At 62.6% G+C, this 17,190-nt stretch carries 15 protein-coding genes; 10 read left to right on the forward strand and 5 right to left on the reverse strand.

Going from position 1 to position 17,190, the window contains the following annotated elements:
* The first annotated feature begins 145 nt into the window (after window positions 1–145).
* Genes G7068_RS15230 through mnhG form a run of 6 tightly spaced genes read left to right on the forward strand, consistent with a single transcriptional unit; the run spans window position 146 to window position 6,553 of the window.
* Complete coding sequence (locus tag G7068_RS15230) at window positions 146–3,055, forward strand: Na+/H+ antiporter subunit A (protein ID WP_166292739.1); 2,910 nt, start codon at window positions 146–148, stop codon at window positions 3,053–3,055.
* Window positions 3,052–3,594, forward strand: coding sequence for a Na(+)/H(+) antiporter subunit C (locus tag G7068_RS15235; RefSeq protein WP_166292740.1), 543 nt, complete (start codon window positions 3,052–3,054; stop codon window positions 3,592–3,594). Before G7068_RS15230 ends, G7068_RS15235 begins: the two co-directional genes overlap by 4 nt.
* Window positions 3,591–5,315, forward strand: coding sequence for a Na+/H+ antiporter subunit D (locus G7068_RS15240; RefSeq protein WP_166292741.1), 1,725 nt, complete (start codon window positions 3,591–3,593; stop codon window positions 5,313–5,315). Before G7068_RS15235 ends, G7068_RS15240 begins: the two co-directional genes overlap by 4 nt.
* Window positions 5,312–5,878 carry a Na+/H+ antiporter subunit E gene (locus tag G7068_RS15245; protein WP_166292742.1) on the forward strand — a complete coding sequence of 189 codons (567 nt, stop codon included), beginning with the start codon at window positions 5,312–5,314 and terminating at the stop codon, window positions 5,876–5,878. The genes G7068_RS15240 and G7068_RS15245 overlap by 4 nt, the downstream gene beginning before the upstream one ends.
* On the forward strand, window positions 5,875–6,198 hold the full coding sequence (locus G7068_RS15250) for an MrpF/PhaF family protein (protein ID WP_166292743.1): 324 nt from the start codon (window positions 5,875–5,877) through the stop codon (window positions 6,196–6,198). Before G7068_RS15245 ends, G7068_RS15250 begins: the two co-directional genes overlap by 4 nt.
* Complete coding sequence (gene mnhG / locus G7068_RS15255) at window positions 6,191–6,553, forward strand: monovalent cation/H(+) antiporter subunit G (protein ID WP_166292744.1); 363 nt, start codon at window positions 6,191–6,193, stop codon at window positions 6,551–6,553. Before G7068_RS15250 ends, mnhG begins: the two co-directional genes overlap by 8 nt.
* Before the next feature lie 5 nt (window positions 6,554–6,558).
* Here the strand turns inward: mnhG and G7068_RS15260 are convergent, their stop codons facing one another.
* From G7068_RS15260 to aceB, 4 genes are all read right to left on the reverse strand, one after another.
* Window positions 6,559–8,487: a hypothetical protein gene (locus G7068_RS15260; protein WP_166292745.1), complete on the reverse strand. Its 1,929-nt coding sequence runs from the start codon at window positions 8,485–8,487 to the stop codon at window positions 6,559–6,561.
* Window positions 8,484–10,334 (reverse strand): HSP90 family protein, encoded by a 1,851-nt coding sequence (locus G7068_RS15265; protein ID WP_166292746.1) that lies wholly within the window; start codon window positions 10,332–10,334, stop codon window positions 8,484–8,486. The genes G7068_RS15260 and G7068_RS15265 overlap by 4 nt, the downstream gene beginning before the upstream one ends.
* A complete protein-coding gene (locus G7068_RS15270) occupies window positions 10,327–10,827 on the reverse strand; it encodes a type III secretion system chaperone family protein (RefSeq protein WP_166292747.1) in 501 nt (166 codons plus the stop codon). Before G7068_RS15270 ends, G7068_RS15265 begins: the two co-directional genes overlap by 8 nt.
* 151 nt (window positions 10,828–10,978) lie before the next feature.
* Complete coding sequence (gene aceB / locus G7068_RS15275) at window positions 10,979–12,643, reverse strand: malate synthase A (RefSeq protein ID WP_425280482.1); 1,665 nt, start codon at window positions 12,641–12,643, stop codon at window positions 10,979–10,981.
* 182 nt (window positions 12,644–12,825) lie between these two features.
* Between aceB and G7068_RS15280 the strand changes: the two genes are divergently transcribed.
* From G7068_RS15280 to G7068_RS15295, 4 genes are all read left to right on the forward strand, one after another.
* Entirely contained in the window at window positions 12,826–14,340 is a 1,515-nt protein-coding gene (locus G7068_RS15280) for an XRE family transcriptional regulator (RefSeq protein ID WP_166292748.1), read from the forward strand.
* Between the two features lie 96 nt (window positions 14,341–14,436).
* Window positions 14,437–14,901, forward strand: coding sequence for an FHA domain-containing protein (locus tag G7068_RS15285; RefSeq protein WP_166292749.1), 465 nt, complete (start codon window positions 14,437–14,439; stop codon window positions 14,899–14,901).
* Between the two features lies 1 nt (window position 14,902).
* Complete coding sequence (gene ftsR, locus G7068_RS15290) at window positions 14,903–15,580, forward strand: transcriptional regulator FtsR (protein WP_166292750.1); 678 nt, start codon at window positions 14,903–14,905, stop codon at window positions 15,578–15,580.
* A gap of 149 nt (window positions 15,581–15,729) precedes the next feature.
* Window positions 15,730–16,284 carry a MerR family transcriptional regulator gene (locus G7068_RS15295; protein WP_166292751.1) on the forward strand — a complete coding sequence of 185 codons (555 nt, stop codon included), beginning with the start codon at window positions 15,730–15,732 and terminating at the stop codon, window positions 16,282–16,284.
* 82 nt (window positions 16,285–16,366) lie between these two features.
* Here G7068_RS15295 and G7068_RS15300 read toward each other — a convergent pair whose 3' ends face one another.
* On the reverse strand, window positions 16,367–17,176 hold the full coding sequence (locus G7068_RS15300; RefSeq protein ID WP_166292752.1) for a ParA family protein: 810 nt from the start codon (window positions 17,174–17,176) through the stop codon (window positions 16,367–16,369).
* Window positions 17,177–17,190: the final 14 nt, after the last annotated feature.

The raw sequence follows: 17,190 nt of genomic DNA on the forward strand, positions 1-17,190 counted from the left end.
TCGGAGCGACGATCTGTGATGATCGTCAATCCGAGAGGGGCCCTTTCGCATTTTAGGGGGCATTGCAAGCCCAGAGTTTGGGTGCCCAGTTTCCGATAAGCTTTGCTTTGGGAACCAAACGACGACCGAGTGGAAGAGGCCGCCTATGGGTGTGATGACGAGCACACTGCTCGCGCTTGCACTCATCTCCCTTCTTACCCACCCGATTGTTCAGAGGTTCGGGCGCAAGACGTTTATTGGCCTAGCCGTCGCAATGGCAGGGGCCTTTACTGCGCTGTTCATCGCGGTTGCACCCGTGTTCTCCGGCGAAGTGATCACCGAATCGTTCGAGTGGATCCCGCAGCTGAACATGACGCTCAGCTTCCGTCTCGACGCGATTTCCGCTCTCTTCGCGCTGCTCGTAACCGGCGCGGGCGCGCTGATCCTGCTCTACTGCGCCTACTACTTTGAAGAGGGCGAAGCCGGGCTCGCTCGATTTGCCGCGGTCTTCATGGGCTTCGCGGTCGCCATGCTCGGGCTTGTGCTCGCGGACGACGTCTACCTGCTCTTTATCTTCTGGGAGGGAACGACGATCCTGTCGTTCCTGTTGATTGGTCACGTGACGAAACTGCGAACCGCAAACGCTGCGGCGCTCCAGGCGTTGATGGTGACCACCTTCGGTGGCCTCGCGATGCTCGTGGGGTTTGTGCTGCTTTCGCAGGCCGCCGGCACCACTCTGCTTTCTGAAATCGTCGCCAATCCTCCGCAGGGTGCACTCGGCACGGTCGCTGTCTACCTGGTGCTGGCCGGTGCTCTCTCAAAGTCAGCGATCTTCCCCTTCCACCTGTGGCTTCCGGGCGCTATGGCAGCGCCCACCCCGGTGAGCGCTTACCTGCACGCGGCCGCGATGGTCAAGGCGGGGGTGTACCTCATCGCTCGTATCAGCCCCGGATTTGGGGATGTTGTGGGGTATCGCGAGACACTCGTGATTCTCGGCGCAATCACCATGCTGAATGGCGGGATCCGCGCGCTCAAACAGTTCGACATTAAGCTCATCGTCGCTCACGGCACGGTGAGCCAGCTAGGGCTGCTGGTGATGGTGTTTGGTTTGGCAGACCCTCGAGCTGCGTTCGCAGGGCTCGCACTGCTCTTTGCTCACGCCGTCGCCAAGGCGCCGCTCTTCTTGTCTGTTGGTATCATCGATCACGCCACCGGCACTCGTGACCTGCGCAAGCTCTCGGGACTGGGACGAAGGATGCCAGTGCTCTTTGTGGTGACTGCCTTGGCTGCAGCGTCGATGGCAGGCTTGCCTCCTCTGGTAGGTTTCGTCGCAAAAGAATCCGCGTTCACCGAGATGTTGAGCATAGGAACAGACAGCCCGCTCGCGCTCTTTGCGTTTACGGTTGCCGTGCTCGGTAGCATCTTGACGGTCGCGTACATGGGACGCTTTCTCTGGGGAGCTTTCTCGCGAAAGGCCAACACCGAAACCTGCACGGTGATTCACTCTCCCGGTCGCGCGATCCTGATCGCCCCGATGGCGTTTGCAGCGGTTGCGCTGCTCGCCGGGCTGTTCGCGGGCGCGATTGATCCCTTTATGCAGGCTGCGATCGCGCCGCAACTTGAGGGTGCGACAGACGGCCACGCAATCGAGCACCTCGCTCTGTGGCACGGGCTGACTCCCGCACTGGGCGCCTCCGCTCTGGTCATCGTTCTGGGGCTTCTGCTGGCCAAGTTCTGCTCGCGAACCACGGCGGTTTTCCGAACGGTGCCCGAGCGGTTCTCCGCCTCACACGTGTACTGGTTGATTACGCAGTGGCTCGACGTTGTTGCGGTGCGGTTGACCTCACTTACACAGCGCGGATCCCTCCCGTTTTATCTTTCGGTGATCTTGATCGTTGTGGTGGGCACCCTCGGGGGAACGCTCATTGCCACGGATCAGTGGCCCGAATCGTTTGAACTCATCACTTCGCCCGTGCAGATCCCGATCGCGATCGTGATGGTGGTCGCCGCGATTTTCTCGCTGCGCGCCCGCACCAGGTTCCAGTCCGTCGTGCTTGTCGGTGTGACCGGCTACGGCATGGCCGCAATCTTTGCGATGTCGGGCGCCCCCGACCTCGCGCTGACTCAGGCTCTCGTCGAGACCGTCACGCTGATCGCGTTTGTGCTCGTGATCCGTCGTTTGCCGCAGCGTCTTGGCTCCTCTTCAACGCGGCGTGTGCGCTGGATCAGGATCATTATTGGTGCCTCGGTCGGTCTGACGATCGGTGCGCTCGCCCTTGTGGCCCTGGGCTCCCGAGTTGCCGATCCCATTTCGCTGCAGTTGCCCGAGCTCGCCTACAGCGGCGGCCACGGCAGCAATGTGGTGAACGTGATGCTGGTCGATATTCGAGGCTGGGACACCATGGGTGAGCTCTCTGTGATCCTCGCGGCGGCCACGGGCGTCGCCTCGCTCGTGTTCTTGAACACTCGCGAAGACAACCGACCCAAGCTCAGTCGCAGCGCCGCTCGCACTCAGGCACGTGAGCACCTCCTGCGGGTGGTGGACCCGAACGACCCAATGCGCCGCATTAGCTGGTTGCTTGCGGGCCGTCACCTTGACCCGGCACGGCGCTCGATCATGCTCGAGGTTGTGGTGAGACTGCTCTTCCACGCGCTCATTATTCTGTCGATCTTCCTGTTGCTTGCCGGTCACAATGGCCCAGGCGGCGGGTTTGCGGGTGGACTCGTTGCCGGGCTCGCGCTCGTTGCGCGGTACCTTGCGGGAGGTCGCCACGAGCTGGGTGCCACCGTGCCGCTAGACGCGGGACGGATCCTCGGGGCAGGCCTTGCCCTCGCCGTTACGATGGCGTTTGTACCGATGTTCTTTGGGCAGGCCGCTCTTGCCTCTTCGTGGGTCGACGTCGACCTCGGCATCTTCGGCACACTTCCCTTTGTCACCTCAACGCTGTTTGACGTTGGTGTGTACCTCGTGGTGTTTGGTCTCATTCTCGACGTGCTGCGCAGCCTTGGTGCTGAGATTGACGAACACGAGGAGAACGAGGCTTCAATGACCGAGGAGGAGGTGGAATCCCGATGACAACAATGCCCCTGGTGCTGGTCGTGCTCATGGCCGTGATGTACACGTGCGGGATCTACCTCATGCTCGACCGCACTCTGACGCGTTTGCTGCTCGGGTTTTTGCTGGTCGGCAACGCAACAAACCTGCTTATTTTTCTCATGTCAGGATCCTTCGGCGCGGCTCCTATCGTCGGTGAGGCGGCGCCTGAAGACATGAGCGACCCGCTTCCGCAGGCGTTTATTCTTACCGCCATCGTGATCACATTTGGTGTCAGCGCCTTTTTCTTGGCGCTCATATACCGCTCGTGGCGATTGGCGCAGGATCGGGATGACACCGTGCGAGATGACGAGACCGATCTTGAGCTGGCTACGGCGGACGAACTGTCCGTCGACGAGGTTACCGACGAGGATCTCGCGGAGACCCCTGAGTTCTCCGACGACGATTCCGATGACGACACTGACACCAACACTGGCACCGACGCCGCTTCAGGCGACAGCAGCCATCGTGTGCCCGCCGAGACCACCGAGACCACCGCAGAGGGGAGTGAACAGCGATGACCGTTCTCGTGCCGTTTGTTGTGCTGCTCCCGTTGATTGGCGCGGCGCTCGCACTCGCCGTGCCTGGAAGGCGCCGCCTCCAGCAGGGGATCACCCTGGTCGCGCTCGGCGGTGTTGTTGCCCTTGGCGGCATCCTGATGTTTGTTGTGAACACTCAGGGCACCCTGGTCATGGAAGTGGGCGGGTGGGCCGCGCCATTCGGTATCGCCTTGGTGGTGGATCGCGTCTCTGCCCTGATGGTTACGGTTTCGGCCGTGGTGCTGCTCGCGGTGTTCATCTTCTCAACGGGTCAGCGCCTCGCCGACGGCGACGAGGATGCCCCGGTTTCGATCTATTACCCAACGTATTTGGTGCTGGGCGCCGGGGTGTTCAACGCGTTTATCGCGGGTGATCTCTTTAACCTCTACGTGGGGTTCGAGATCCTTCTCGTGGCGAGCTACGTGTTGATCACCCTCGGTGGCACCGCGCAGCGCATTCGAGCCGGTGTGACCTACGTTGTGGTCTCTCTCGTGTCGTCAGTGCTGTTTCTCGCCGCGATCGCGATGATCTATGGGGCGACCGGAACCGTCAACATGGCGCACTTGACCGTGAGGATCGCCGAGCTTCCGTCCGAGGTCCAGTTACTGCTGAACCTCATGCTGCTCATTGCGTTCGGGATCAAGGCCGCCGTCTTCCCGCTCTCTTTTTGGTTGCCCGACTCGTACCCGACTGCCCCGGCGCCGGTAACGGCGGTGTTTGCGGGCCTGCTGACAAAGGTCGGCGTGTACGCCATTATTCGGACTCAAACGCAGCTCTTCCCGGACTCCAGCGTCGACAAGCTCCTGCTTGTGGTGGCGGGGCTCACGCTATTAATTGGGATATTGGGGGCGGTCTCGCAACTCGATATCAAGCGTCTGCTCTCCTTCACCCTCATCAGCCACATCGGCTACATGATCTTCGGCATTAGCATGGCGAATGCCGCGGGGTTCGCAGCCACGATCTACTACATCACCCACCACATCATCGTGCAGACGACGCTCTTCCTCGCGGTGGGTCTGCTCGAGCGTAAGGGGGGCACCACATCCCTCTCGGGTCTCGGCGGAATGCTCAAGACGGCGCCCGTTATCGCGGTGCTCTTTTTCATTCCAATGCTCAACCTCGGCGGCATTCCTCCCTTCTCCGGGTTTATCGGCAAGGTTGGACTCTTTACCGTCGCCGCCGAGCTCGCAACACCCGGCGCTTACTGGTTGATCGGGATCGGCGCGCTCGTGTCTTTGCTCACGCTGTACGCGCTCGCGCGCGCCTGGGTGCTGGCATTCTGGCGGCAACGCCCGAAGGCACTGGGAGAGAGCGGGCGGGATCGCGCGACCGCGCTTGAAACTGGCCCGATCCCAACCACGGGCTCGACGCCTGCGGCCGCAACCGAGGCGCTTCGGCTGCGTGAGCGTGAGGAAGCGCTCTTCGAGAGGCTCCACGATGCGCCTGATGCCCAACCTCAGCAGGAACGTAAGACGATTCCGCGGCTGATGGTCGGCGCCACGGCAGGCATGGTATTGGTCAGTATTGCACTCACTGTGTTCGCGGGACCCCTCTACGATTACGCTTGGAAGGCGGGGCAAGATCTCGCCCAGCCGGGCAAACTGGTTGAACGAGTGCTGGGCAACTCCCCGAATGAACTCGGCGGAGGCAGCGGGACGACTGAACCAAGTGGCTCAGGCGACTCGGAAGGAGGAGGACATTGAGCGATCAAAACACTCCTGCGCTTCCCACCGCTCGCCGCATCGAGTGGGGTGTCCGGCTGCACGAGCTTCCACTTCTCATCGGACTCGTACTGCTGTGGATGATGCTGTGGCAGACCCTCTCCCTGCTGTCGCTTGTGAGTGGGTTTATCGTCGCTTTTTCCGTGATGCGCCTGTTTTATCTTCCGCCGGTCGAACTCGCCGGTCGGTTTAACGTGTGGTGGGCAGCCCGCTACCTCGGCTTTTTCCTGTGGCAGCTCGCAGTGGCTTCTTGTCAGGTCGCCTTGCTGGCGGTGCGCCCCGGACCGCCGCCCAAGACCTCGATTATTGCGGTAAAGCTGCGCACCCGTTCCGACTTCATCCTGACCATGGTTGGTCTGACGACATCTCTCATACCGGGATCGCTCGTGGCAGACATCGATCGTTTTGAGTCAACGCTGTACCTGCACGTCTTGAACACCCCGACCCAAAAGGAAATCACCAAAATGCGACGGGAGACGCTGTACATTGAGCGTCTTCTGGTGATGGCAGTCGGGTCACGTGAAGAGATGCGGGTGCTGCGATGACGATGTTCTCGACGGCTTTGCTCATCGCGGCAGGGATCGGGCTGACCGCAACCGCGCTCATGGCTCTGGTGCGTATTGTGCGTGGTCCAACGATCCTTGATCGTATGGTGGCCTCCGACGTGCTGCTGACAACACTCATGCTGGCGGTTGGCACAGACATGGTCGTGCGGCACCACACCGCGAGTATTCCGCTGATGACAGTGATCGCAGCGACCGCAACATTTGCGACGATCGTGGTGGCCCGTTTCGTGAAGCGCCGCGCGGCGTTGCAGGCCGAAACCGAAGCGGTGGCGGACTCGGGGGAGGCGACCCATGTTTGAGCAGATCCTCGACCTCGCCGCAGTGGTGTGTGTGGTTCTTGCCGCCCTGCTTTCGGTAGCCGCTGGCGTCGGACTGCTCAGGTTTCCTGACGCGCTGAGCCGACTGCACGCCGCCACAAAACCGCAGATCTTCGGTCTGCTGCTGGTAATCGCAGCGATCGCACTTGATCAGCGCTCGATTGCGACACTTCTCGGCCTGATCCCGGTGTTTGTGTTCCAATCGCTCACGGCACCGATCGCGGCCCATATGGTGGGCCGCGCGGCGTACCGTACAGGCCAGCTCGACTCAGAGACGCTTATTCTGGACGAGCTTGGCCCGGCGATCGAGCGCAGTGACAACGACATGACGCGGTAGGGCAGCTACAGCTGCGCGACGATCTCGTCTGCTCTTTCGGGCTGGCCGGTCTGGCGCAGCAGATCGATGAGCTCGCTCGCTGCGTTTGTGCGCTCCTCGCGCCGCTGCGCCACAGTGAAGCCTTCGAACGCCGACTCCAGCGACCACAGCGCCTCCGTGGTCTGCCCGTTTTCGAGCTGGACCTTGCCCGCGAGCCAGAAGGCGTGTGCGGCGTCGGCGATCCTGCCAAGCTGCGCAAACTCCTCGCCGGCTGTTGTCGCCTCTGCTGCTGCTTGCTCAAGGCCTAGGCCACTGGGCCGTTGCCCGGGAGCCGCCGCAGCGAGGGAGCGGGCGAACGTGTCACGAAGCGAGGCACGTTCGAGCAGCCATTCGGCCCGGCGACGCTCGGCGAGATCCTCACTGAGTCCATCGGTGTTGAACTCCCCAAGTTTCTGAAGCTCTTCCCGCGTGACGTTGAGCAGGGTCTCCGGATCGTTCATGCGCGCGGCGACGGGAGTCCACGCGGTAAGAACTGCTGAGAGGGTGCCTGCATCGCCGCCTCCGGTGCGCAGCCGCGAGACTGCGGCCGCGAAGAACCGGTGAGAGGCTTCTTCCTCGCCAGCAATTGATGCGCACTGCGCGGCCTCGGCGAAGGCGAAGCCGGAGCGCTCGAGCCATCCCTCGGCCTCCAGCAGTTTTGCGGCTTCGGCATAGGCTGGAACAGCGGTGCCGTAGTCTCCTCGGCCGGCGAGTTCTTCGGCCTGAGCGAGAAGAACGTCGTGGGCGCTTGACGGGGCAACGGTGCTGTCTGACTCGGTTTGTCTGACTGACGGTCCGGCGGCGGAGGAGATCTCCTCAGAAATGTCAGGTGTGTCGAGCGAAGGATCTGCCAGTAGCTTCTCCACTCGGGTTGCGGCGAGAGCACGATTGATTGACCGCTCGTACATGTCGTTGCCGTTGCGCGCGTCGAGATCCCGAGCCAGGCGCTGCGCGGCCGCGAGCACCCATGCCTGGAGCCCAGCGACCGTGCTCCACTCGGGCTCGCGGAACCCTGTTGGCAGGTCACCACGATCAAGGTTCGCCGACAAACCGGCGAGCACGCCGAGGTAGAACCGCAGGTGATATGCCGGGCTCTCACCCTTAGTGAGAGCTTCGGGGTAGTCGTTGCGGAGCAACCGAAGTGCCTGTTCGAGGCGCCCTCCGCGGGCAAGGGTTTCGAAGCCGTAACCGCGAGCGGAGGCGAACTCGGTGGGACCGCCATCGTCGGTCGCGAGCGCACGCTTGTGCATGGTGAGCGCAAGCTCGGGATCACCGCTCAGCAGCGCAGCGAGGGCCACCCCGTACCAGGTGCGAGTCGGCTCGATGTTGCACGAGCTGTCTTGGGTGAGACCGAGCGCCACAGCCTCATCGTAGCGCTCAGCCGCCGTGAAGTAGTCGACCTGTTGCCCGATCGTGCAGGCTCGGCAATCTTCAAACTCGTCGCGCAGCCCCGTGATCCACTCCAGGCGGAACGCATCCGTGTCGGGGCGGCCGGCGTGCCAGGCCCAGCGAAAACGGCTCATTCGCACCGACGAAACGCCGTGCCCCGCGAGTTCGAAGCGGCGCTCCATGTCGTCGAGAAACGCGACGGCCTGGGCGAGCGAGATTTGCGGGTACTCGGCGAGATCGCCCGCCACCCACTTAAACTCCCAGAACAGGTTGCGCTCGTCACCCTCGTCGAAGAGCTCGGGGCTCTCGTCCCAGAGCCGCAGGATGCGCGCAAAGGCGGAGAACGACTTCACCCCCTGATCCGAGAAGCTGTATGACTCGACCAGATCGAGGAGCGCCTCTGCGAGCAGCTCCTTCGGACCCTCAGTCTCGATGCGGCGTGTGATCGCCTCGCTCGCTGCCGTGCGTGCAGTGCCGTAGGGCATGCGCCGAATGTCGTTGAGTTCGCGCTGTACTGTTGCGATCACAGGTTGCCTTCCTGGGCGGGCGCGCCAAGCGCACCATCGAGGAGTGTTCCAAGGGCGTCGGTGAGTGCCGCCGATTCCGAAGAACGGAGACCGTCACCAGCGAGCATCACGGCCGAGAGGTAGAGGGAACGCAGCCCCGCATCAAACACGTCGCCGGGTGGCGCCGTGAGAAGACGCCGCACAACCCCTGAGGTGTCATTCAGCACGAGCGTGCGGGTCCGGGAGTGTGTGTCACCCGCGAGCGAATCGAGCAAACCGTCCCAGCGGCCCGGTTCGGCCTCGCGTTCGCGGTTCAATTCGCGGCGGTGCTCACCGTCAGCATCACGCAGTAGCATCGCGGGTACGGTCTCGGGGGAGAACTCGCGCACAACGACGTCGCAGTCGTCGGCCTCGAGAACTGTGCGAGCGTGTGCAACCGCGTCAGTAATCTCCCAGTCGCGGCTCAGATCCAGCAGCCCGAGCACCTGCACCAGGTCTGAGCTCTCAAGTTCGCGCACGCGCCAGCCCGGACGCTTGCCGAGGCGCTCCATGAGATCGGCATCGTAGACATACCCGGCGTTCACCACAACGAGGCCCTGCGCACGCGCAACAGCGGCAACCCTGCGGTAGGCCTCTGTTGTGGTCGTGTAGACGACCTCGCCGCTCTTGGCGGCCTGCGCCAGCGTCATTGCGCCGTCGGTGGTTTCGAAGGGCAGAATCTCTGAGACGAGGTCGAGCATCGCGGGGTCCGTGAGCGCGAGACCACGCAGCGCGAGGTGGTGAGTTGCGATGACCGTGCGCGCGAGGGTTGAGGATCCGCGCAGCTCGGCGAGAGCCCACTGCTTCAGCTGCTCACCAATCGCTTCGCGCACCCCCATGAGCACCTCATCGTCGTGCAATTGCTCACGGGAGGCCGTGGGGGAGAGCGTGTTGGTATCGAGCACCGCGCGCACAAAAAACGCCCAGTCGGGCAGCACCCGATCGACACGGGGCCCGAGCAGCATGCGCTTCGTGTAGACGCGGTGCTGGCCGGAGCCGGGGGAGACCGCCTGCGGCAGGATGAAGGCCACACCACTCACGCCCGCAACGGGTAGATCAAGCTTGATGCTGCCGAGCGGGGTGAATCCGAATGTGCGCTCGCAGTAATCGTTGAGTGCTCGCTGCCGTGCCGCGGCCGAGGGGTGCTCGATAAGCCAGGGGAGTTCGGGTTCGGTGATTCTGCGCCAGACCTCGGCGGACGTTGAAAGGCCAGAGCCTTCGGATCCCTCAAGCTGCGTGCGCACCGCAATATCAAAGGGCAGCAGTGAGGCGTACTCGGTCGCAAGGGCGAGCACGGTGTCGTGCGCCATCCAGTGCGCGACATCTGGCCGGGCGGTCAGGCGCACGGTGGTGCCGGGTGTCGTGGCCTCAGGGTCTTCGCTGATGTCGAAGGTGCCGTCTGCTCGGCCGAGCCAGCGGATCGGAGTGGACCCCGGACGCGCCGAAAACGAGCGCACCTCGATGGTCTCCGCGACCATAAACGCGGCGAGCATGCCGATCCCGAACTGACCGATGAACTCGGCCCGGCCGATCCCGAACTCTTCATTTCGCTTCGAGGATCGCCCGATCGTCGCCAGCATCTCCGTTGCCTCGGCAGCAGTGAGCCCGATACCGGTGTCGGTCACCTCGAGTGTTGGGCGACCTTGCTCGTCGGTGGCGGTGCTCAGGCGAATCTGAGCGGGCGCCTCGGCGTCAATCTCTCGACGCGCGGTGACGGCGTCGACGGCGTTCTGAATGAGCTCGCGCACATACACCTGCGGGCCCGAATAGAGGTGGTGGGAAAGAAGGTCGACCATTCCAGAAAGGTCGACTTGAAACCGTTCAGACACTGGGGGCGTTCTCCGGGTTGTACTTTTCCCACACCTCGGGGTAGGCCTCGTTCAGGCTTTCGTAGAACGCGTTTGCCGTGTTGATCGCGCAAAGGAGCTGCTGCGAGAGTTGGCCGTCAGTGAGGCCCTGCTCGAAGTCGACGTTGTGCTCGGTGTGCACGCGCACCATGCCCTCGTCGTCGAGGCGAGCGTAGGTTTTTGGCCACAGCTTCTGGGAGTTCCAGGAGTTGCAGAGTTCAAGCGCACGACCGAACTCGGTTCCCGGAAGAATACCGCGCCACGCACCACGAATGCAGAACAGTTCCTCATTGTTGCCGGTCACGAAGAAGTAGTACGAGGCGGCTTCCCAGCCTCCGCCGATGTCGCCGTCTTCGTCAACACCGTAGTTCCACTCTTCGCGGTCGAGGCCGGCTTTCACCCGTTCTTTCGATAGTGGCTGGAGGTTCTCTGAACCACCAAGTGAGGGGGTGCCGTCCTTTGTGAAAAAAGCCATGCTCGTTGTCCTTTCGAGGAGAAGTGCTCTCCTGAAGAATGCCACGTCAAGCTATGAAGCGTCCTGGGACGCACGGGTGCTCAGCAAAACAGTGCGGCCCGAATCCGTGAAGGATCCGGGCCGCACTGTTTTGCCTTACGCGTCTATGCCCCTAGGCGTCCACGAGGTAGCGGCTGTAGGCCGGAACCGTGAGGAATGTCGGGAAGTCATCGCCAAGTGCGACATCGGCGAAGAGCTCGGCCGCGTCGTTGTAGCGATCACCCTCAAAGCGTTCGAAGGAGTCGAGCGTCTCCTGCAGCACCTCGGCCACCCATTCGCGGGTGATGCGGGTGCCCTCGGCTGTGGTCTGATCCTGGTGGATCCACTGCCAGATCTGCGAGCGGCTGATCTCGGCGGTGGCGGCATCCTCCATGAGGTTGTCGATCGCCACGGCTCCCAGGCCGCGCAGCCACGCCTCGATGTAGCGGAGCCCGATCGACACGTTGTCGCGCACACCCGCGTCTGTGACGTCGCGGCCGATGTGCACGTCGAGCAGTTCTGCGGCGGTGACGTGCACGTCATCGCGCTGACGCTCGATCTGGTTGGGACGATCCCCGAGTACCGCGTCGAACTCGGCCTGCGCGACCGAGATGAGGTCGGGGTGAGCCACCCAGGTGCCGTCAAAACCGTCGTTGGCCTCGCGGTTCTTGTCGGCGCGCACCTTCTCTTCGGCGCGTGCGGTGACCTCGGGATCGCGGCGGTTCGGAATGAACGCGCTCATACCGCCGATGGCGTGTGCGCCGCGCTTGTGGCAGGTCTTCACGAGCAGCTCGGTGTAGGCCCGCATGAACGGCACGGTCATCGTGACCTCGCTGCGATCCGGCAGTACAAACCTGGCGCCGCGGCCGCGGTAGTTCTTGATGATCGAGAAGATGTAGTCCCAGCGACCCGCGTTGAGGCCGGCGATGTGATCCCGCATCACGTAGAGGATCTCCTCCATCTCAAACGCTGCCGGCAGCGTCTCGATGAGCACGGTCGCGCGGATTGTGCCGTGGGCAAGGCCGAGGGTCTGCTCGGTGAAAGTAAAGATGTCGTCCCACAGCTTCGCCTCTTCGCTTGACTCGAGCTTGGCGATGTAGAAGTAGGGACCGCGGCCACGGGCCACAAGCTCGCGGGCATTGTGGAAGGCGTAGAGGCCGAAATCAACGAGGCTGCCCGAGGCGGCACCCGACTGGCCTTGCACGTCGGTGAAGCGGATGTGCTTCTCGACCAGGTGCCAGCCACGGGGCCGCATCACGATGGTGGGAGTGCGCTCTGCGGTGACGCGGTACTCCTTGCCTTCTGGACTCGTGAAGCTGAGCTGCTCGCGGATCGCGTCAAACAGTGACAGCTGACCGCCGATGACGTTACGCCAGGTCGGGCTTGTTGCATCCTCCTGGTCAGCAAGCCACACGCGTGCCCCGGAGTTCATAGCGTTGATGGTCATCTTCGGGTCGGTGGGACCCGTGATCTCGACACGACGATCCTCAAGGCCCGGGCCCGCCCCCGCAACCTTCCAGTTCGCGTCTTCGCGAATCTGGCGGGTGTCTTCACGGAACTTCGGATCGCGACCGTTGCCAATCTCGTAGCGCCGACGCTGGCGATCTGCAAGACGCTCGTGGCGTGTGCTCGCAAAGCGGTGATGGAGCTCGGTGAGAAACTGCAGCGCCTCGGGTGTGAGAATCTCGTCGAAGCGGTCGAGCTGCGGCCCGAGCACCTCCATGCGTGGTGAGCGAGTGCGATCCTGTGCGGGGGTGGCGGTCTGCATCTGCTGCGGGGCCGCCTGCGTGATGGTCATAGTCCTGATCCTTTGTGTGAGAAGTGTTGGTTGGGGTCTCGCCTGATTGGGCGAGACGGAGTTGGAAATCTGGTGTACTTCTATCTTGCTGGGTCGATTTGGGGTCGAGGTGACTGAAAAGGGGGTGAAGATTCGCGATATTTCTGCTTGCTAGAAAATTTCGGCTCTGGCAGCATGGTGACATGACGATTCTCGAAACCGCCGGACCGGTCGCCGAACCCGAGAACGGCACCGACGCCCTGACCCTCGGACGCCAGGTACGTGAGCGCCGCATTGCGCTCGGGCTGACGCTTGAGCAGCTCGCCGCGGCGGTGGATCGCGCACCGTCGCAGCTCTCTGCGATAGAGAACGGCAAACGTGAGCCCAGGCTGCCGCTACTGCGTGCGCTCGCCGCGGCTCTCGGGGTGACCGTCGACGAACTGCTGGCTGACGAGGCTCCGAACGAGAGGGCTGCGCTCGAGATTTCGGTGGAGCGCGCGCAGCGTGGCGCAGTGTTTCGCTCGCTCGGCATCCAGCCGGTGCGCGTCTCAAAGGCCACGAGTGACGAAACGCTGCGGGCGATCCTCGGGCTGCACCAAGAAGTTGAGCGGCTGCACAGCGAGCGCGCTGCCACCCCCGAAGAGGCCCGTCGTGCGAACACCGAACTGCGCGCGGAAATGCGGGTCGCCGGTAACTACTACCCCGACCTTGAGAAGGCCTCTTCCCAGCTGCTCGATAGCGTCGGATACAGTGGCGGCCCGGTCTCGCAGCAGATGATCTCTAGCGTTGCCGAGAAGCTCGGGTTTCAGCTGCACTACGTCTCGAATGTGCCGCACTCGACGAGATCCGTAATCGATCGGCGAAACGGGCGTATCTATCTGAGCAGCAACTTGCCGTCGCGAGATGCGCGGGCCCCGATTCTGCGCGCGCTCGCAAGTGTGGTGTGTGGTCACGAGGAGCCCAAAAACTACGCGGACTTCTTGCGGCAGCGAGTTGAGGCGAACTATCTTGCCGGAGCGGTTCTGCTGCCCGAAGAGGCGAGTGTTGACGTGCTTCAGGAAGCGAAGAAGCAGCGCAGGATCTCAATGGAGGATCTGCGCGATGCGTTTGGGGTGTCGTACGAGATGGCCGCCCACCGCTTCACCAACCTCGCCACTGAGCGGCTGGGGCTTGAAGTGCACTTTATGAAGGCGCACGAATCGGGAACCCTCATCAAGGCCTACGAGAACGATGGTGTGCGATTCCCCTCTGATGCACTCGGCAACTTCGAGGGGGCAATGGTGTGCCGCAACTGGACCGCGCGCACAATCTTCTCTCAGCCAGACCGGTTTAACCCCTGGTACCAGTACACCGACATGGCAAGCGGAGGAACCTACTGGTGCACCTCGCGTGTGGAGAAGGCCAAGGAGGGTCTCTACTCGGTCAGTGTTGGGGTGCGGTTTGAAGACGTGAAGTGGTTTCGAGGGCGAGAAACGCCCCATCGCTCACAGTCCTTTTGCCCGGACGACCGGTGCTGCAGGCGTGCCTCTGACGAACTCACACGAAAGTGGCAGGCGGCCGCGTGGCCCGAAGCGGCAACACCCACGAGTTTGCTTGCGGCGCTGCCGACCGGCACGTTTCCCGGTGTTGATTCCCACGAGGTTTACGAGTTTTTGGAGACTCAAGAACGGCTTTCCCTGGAAAGTCTGCGCGCCACGCCGGTGGCTGACAGAATTTAGCGCTTCGAGGTGCGGGTTGTGTGCTCGCTGCGATAGCGTAGGGGCGTGGAACCGATTGGTTTCGAGAAGGCGCGAGTGTAGAAAACGGGTGAGAGCGTGGACTCCGAGAAGCAGATTCGTCGTGATGACAGCACCGAGGTAAAGGCTACCCAGCAGTTCCGTGATGACCTGGGGTCCATGATTCGTGCCCGCGCGACCGATCTGACGATTGATGAGCGCGACGCGGTCGAAGCGTTGCCCTCCGGTGCTGCCCTGCTCGTCGTGCGTCGTGGCCCCAACCTTGGTGCTCGTTTTTTGCTTGACCAAGATGTCACTGTTGCGGGGCGTCACCCCGCAGTCGATATTTTTCTCGACGACGTCACCGTTTCGAGGCGACACGCGGAGTTCCGCAGGAGTGGCACGGAATTCTCAGTTGCGGATCTCGGCTCGCTGAACGGAACCTTCTGCGACGGCTCGCGCATCGACGGCGAACTCCGCCTGGAAGACGGCGCAGAGGTGCAGGTGGGCAAGTTCCGCTTCACCTTCTTTGCATCACGCTTTGATCTCGCGGAAGAGCTCTAGCGTGACGGCTGCTGGTGCCCGAAAGCTGTCTGGCGGGCTTCTCAGCATCGGTCAGGTGCTCGCGGCTCTTCAAGACGACTTCGCTGATCTCACGCCGTCGAAGCTTCGATTCCTTGAAGAACAGGGTCTCGTTACTCCTGAGCGCACAAAGTCGGGGTACCGCAAGTTTTCGCAGTCCCATATTGAGCGTCTGCGACTGATCCTTACCCTGCAGCGGGATCACTACCTGCCGCTGAAGGTGATTGCAGAAGTCTTGGATGACATGGATCAGGGCCTAGACCCGATCATTCCGGGTGCTTCGCAGCGAAACGCCTCGAGTGTGCTCGCCCCCAAGCGGGTGCTGAGCAGCGACGAACTGCGCCGGGTTACCGGTGCGAGCTCTCGCTTTCTCGGCGAGGCAATTGCGGCTGGGTTGTTGCCCGCGGCCGAGGTCTTCCCGCACGACGCTGTGCCGCAGCTGACGGCTCTGATGAGGCTGGCTGAGCGGGGGATCACCCCGCGTCACCTCCGCTCGCTTCGGGTCGCTGCTGAGAAGGAAGCGGAGATGATCTCGCACGCGGTTTCGACACGCGGTGTGAACAGCCGAACGCCCCTCGGTACCGAGGACTCGTTGGAGCTCGCGGGCTACCTCGACACGGTCCGCTCCGGCGTGTTGCGCAGGCGTTTTAGCGGGCAATAATTCGAGTCGATTTCCGCGTAATTTCAACCTTCAAGTGAAACTTGAGAGCGACACGTCCAAATTGTTGTTCGGAGGTCGTTGCACAGGGTTCACGCGGTGGGTAGCGTTAGTGGAGTTCGGTGCGGTGCACCGCCCGAGAAAGGACCGTCATGGAGAACCCGCAGCAGCCGATTGATTCAGATCTGCTGTTTGATGACGGCCTTCCCCGCCCCAATCAGGACGGTGGATTCAAGGGTGCAACCGCGGCGAAGGCGGCGGGAATTAGCTACCGTCAGCTCGACTACTGGGCGCGTACGGGACTCGTTGAGCCGACCGTGCGCGGCGCGCAGGGATCGGGATCGCAGCGCCTCTACGGCTTCCGCGACATCCTGGTGCTGAAGCTCGTCAAGCGCCTGCTCGACACAGGTATTTCGCTGCAGCAGATCCGCACGGCTATCGCGCAGCTGCACGACGCTGGAGTGCACGATCTTTCGCAGACCACCCTCATGAGCGACGGTGCGAGTGTGTACCTGTGTACCTCGAACGATGAGGTCATCGACCTCGTCAGCCAGGGCCAGGGAGTGTTCGGGATCGCCGTCGGCAAGGTGCTGCGCGAGGTCGAAACCTCACTCGTAGACATGGAAGAGCACCGCGACCAGGCTGAGCCCGCTCACGCCGCGAGCGACGAGCTCGCTCAGCGCCGTAAGGCTCGCAAGATTTCTTAGTGAGTTGGTCGGCAACTGGCCGACTAATCGCGAGGTGCTCGTGCGGCACGCCGCTCGTATCGCGAGCGACTCGCGCCGAGTATTACTCGGACGCGACAGCGTCAGCCATACCGGCTGAGCGCAGGATCCGGTCAAGGATGGTGTCGAAGTTCGCCGCCATCTCCTGGGAGGCCTCACCCGGCCACATGTGGACGGGGCGAGCTGCACCCTGCGCCTGCTGAAGTGAGGGGCGCTCGGGAAGCTGGGGGCTCAGAATGAGTGGGCCAAACATCTCGCGAAGCTCGCGAATGCGGAACTGGTGTTCCATTGACTGCGGCTGGGTGCGGTTGATGAGCACACCGAGGGGCTGCAAGCGCGGGCTCACGCCGCGACGGATCTCTTCGATCGCGCGCAGCGCACGGTCCGTTGCTGCGACAGCAAACAGGCTCGGCTCGGCAACGATCAATACACGATCACTCGCGGCCCAGGCCGTGCGGGTCAGGGCGTTGAGCGACGGAGCACAGTCAACGAGCACAAGGTCGTACTCGGATTCGACAGTGGCGAGCGCTTCTTCGAGCTTCCAGATGTCACGAGCGGAGGGGTGGGGGCCGTCAAAGTTGATGGCCGATGGGCTGCCAACGAGCAGGTCGATCGTGCCACCCTCGTGGTACTGGTTCCAGCCGCTGTGTGCGATCGCGTCACGCACAGTCTTTTCCTTGGGGCTCTCCAGCACGTCAGCAACGTTGGCGTAACCCTCAGGGTTGACATCGAGGCCGGTTGAGACGTCGGACTGCGGATCGAAGTCGACGACGAGGGTCCGGAGACCCCGCGAGAAGGCAGCCGAAGCGAGGCCAAGTGTCACTGTTGTCTTGCCGACGCCACCCTTAAGGGAGCTCACACTCAATACATGCACGCCCTCAGTTTAGT

The organism is Leucobacter viscericola (assembly GCF_011299575.1).
Lineage (GTDB): Bacteria > Actinomycetota > Actinomycetes > Actinomycetales > Microbacteriaceae > Leucobacter > Leucobacter viscericola.

Excerpts from the sequence above, each read along its gene's own strand:
- G7068_RS15230 (WP_166292739.1), top strand. The coding sequence starts at position 146 with ATGGGTGTGATGACGAGCACACTGCTCGCGCTTGCACTCATCTCCCTT.
- G7068_RS15250 (WP_166292743.1), top strand. The coding sequence starts at position 5,875 with ATGACGATGTTCTCGACGGCTTTGCTCATCGCGGCAGGGATCGGGCTG.
- G7068_RS15295 (WP_166292751.1), top strand. The coding sequence starts at position 15,730 with ATGGAGAACCCGCAGCAGCCGATTGATTCAGATCTGCTGTTTGATGAC.
- mnhG (WP_166292744.1), top strand. The coding sequence starts at position 6,191 with ATGTTTGAGCAGATCCTCGACCTCGCCGCAGTGGTGTGTGTGGTTCTT.
- G7068_RS15270 (WP_166292747.1), bottom strand. The coding sequence starts at position 10,827 with ATGGCTTTTTTCACAAAGGACGGCACCCCCTCACTTGGTGGTTCAGAG.
- G7068_RS15240 (WP_166292741.1), top strand. The coding sequence starts at position 3,591 with ATGACCGTTCTCGTGCCGTTTGTTGTGCTGCTCCCGTTGATTGGCGCG.
- G7068_RS15280 (WP_166292748.1), top strand. The coding sequence starts at position 12,826 with ATGACGATTCTCGAAACCGCCGGACCGGTCGCCGAACCCGAGAACGGC.
- G7068_RS15235 (WP_166292740.1), top strand. The coding sequence starts at position 3,052 with ATGACAACAATGCCCCTGGTGCTGGTCGTGCTCATGGCCGTGATGTAC.
- aceB (WP_425280482.1), bottom strand. The coding sequence starts at position 12,643 with ATGACCATCACGCAGGCGGCCCCGCAGCAGATGCAGACCGCCACCCCC.